The following is a 1,761-nucleotide window of genomic DNA, read 5'->3' as shown; positions in this document are numbered from 1 at the left end:
TCGTTTTATTTCATTTTCATTCGACTCGTTGCTAGCCACGTTAGTATTACCCTTGGATTTTGAAGCGTTATGAACCCAAGTATAAAGAGTGTTGGAATTAACGCCCAAATTTTTAGCGATTTGAGGGATAGATTCATCAGAATCTAAGGCTAATTTAATAGCAGATTCTTTAAATTCAGGTGTGTAAGTATTTGGCTTTTTCTTAGTCATTTTGGGTACTCTATATTTAGGGGGTAAATCTTAGTTTTTGTGTCCTAAATAGTGTATCCACATCATATCGGGCAAATGACGGGCGATCAACTCCCCATCAATGGCTTCGTTGCTAAACAATTCATCGATATTTTTGTACGATTCTTGAGGTGATGGACGGAACCACTTTAAATCTTTCCAGTTGCGTATTCTGGGCATTAACTTAATGCCCAGTAAAAAAGCTAATCCATACACTGGAGCACTCTGCGCTTGTGTATCACCGTGCAAAATATCTGCTTTTATATTCGATTTATTCTTCGTCAGGCCATCCAGAATATAGATAGCTTCCCATGCTCCACAGGGAATAAAATGTGAAAACAGTGCGATGTAGGTATCACTCACATGGTAATAGGCTATACCACCATATCCACCGTAACGAATATGGCTTTCTGACAACAAATTATTTTCATATAAGTTCCACTGAGTACCATCCGCAGCCGCTCGCTTGGTATCTCCCCAATAGCGAGGTAATTGAAATTGATTGTAAGCATTGATGGTGTCACAGATCGCAGACTCTAGTTTTTCAGTGGAGGTTTGACGTTGGTTGATGAAAGAAATTTGTCGGGCGCTAATATCGGCAATATTACGTGCTGTTTGAGTGGCCCCTAACCCCGTTCCATAGGCGAAGGTGGTGAGAATCTTGCGCCGCACATCGTCATTGAGCTTACCTTGATGACCACTGAGCGGACTGAATTTCTTATCCCAACCGATCCATTGTGATGTATCAGTAAGAACATCTAATAGGGATAATTCAAGTTTATCAAGCTTCTTAGTTAATGCCGCATCAAGCTCTTTAAATCCTTCAGGGAGTGGTTTTTTCTTAAATAGGGATAATTTGGGGCGACCATCATTGATTTCAAAGAATGTGTTATCTGGGTACGCATCATCGACTTTTCGCGCGGCTATCGTTAACAGATCCTTCACATGTTGAACGAAAGCTTCAGCTTCAACAGGAAGCCCCACTTCTTGGCCATAGGTTTCTTTCGTCTGCGCACATTCCTCTAACGATAACAGTTCATCACGGGTGTCTGAATAGTTGTTTGCACCGATGACGCACATATCGGCTGATTTTAATTCGCGTACCATTTGCATGCAAACACACACTTCAAACTGTCGACGGTTAAGTTGTGTTGGAGCGGTTTTTCTTTGCTGATTTCCAGTGACCAGTTTCCACCATTTCTCAGGTATCCAAGCTAAATCCGACAAACTCAAATAAATCTCGGTATCCTTTTTTAGTGTTATCCATTCGCCATGCTTGCTACGTTGAGCAAGCATTAAAGTTAATGCGCGTTTAAAGCTTAGATCTTGACTGGTGGAAACAAATTTCAGCGTTGATAAAATTCGTAAGAGCTCTGCTCTTCGATTACTGAAAATAGGCTTCATGAAACGACATTCATTTTTGCCGCCATATTCCGTATGTACTCGTGAGAACTCACTTAAATCTGGCCGCTCGATAATCGTCTGCCGAATATCCTGTAATTGTATTTCATCCGGCTCTTCTGAATGCAATAG

At 41.1% G+C, this 1,761-nt stretch carries 1 protein-coding gene and 1 pseudogene; both read right to left on the bottom strand.

Going from position 1 to position 1,761, the window contains the following annotated elements:
- Positions 1-210, bottom strand: a 210-nt coding sequence (locus tag BTHERMOSOX_RS10900) for a transposase (RefSeq protein WP_138121157.1), incomplete at its 3' end; no start/stop codon positions are given.
- Between the two features lie 54 nt (positions 211-264).
- A pseudogene (locus BTHERMOSOX_RS10895) lies at positions 265-1,761 on the bottom strand (Tn3 family transposase); the annotation flags it as partial.

It is taken from the genome of Bathymodiolus heckerae thiotrophic gill symbiont (assembly GCF_900128515.1).
GTDB lineage: Bacteria > Pseudomonadota > Gammaproteobacteria > PS1 > Pseudothioglobaceae > Thioglobus_A.
Note: the sequence above shows the minus strand (reverse complement) of the source record. Positions and strands in the feature narration are given on the sequence as shown.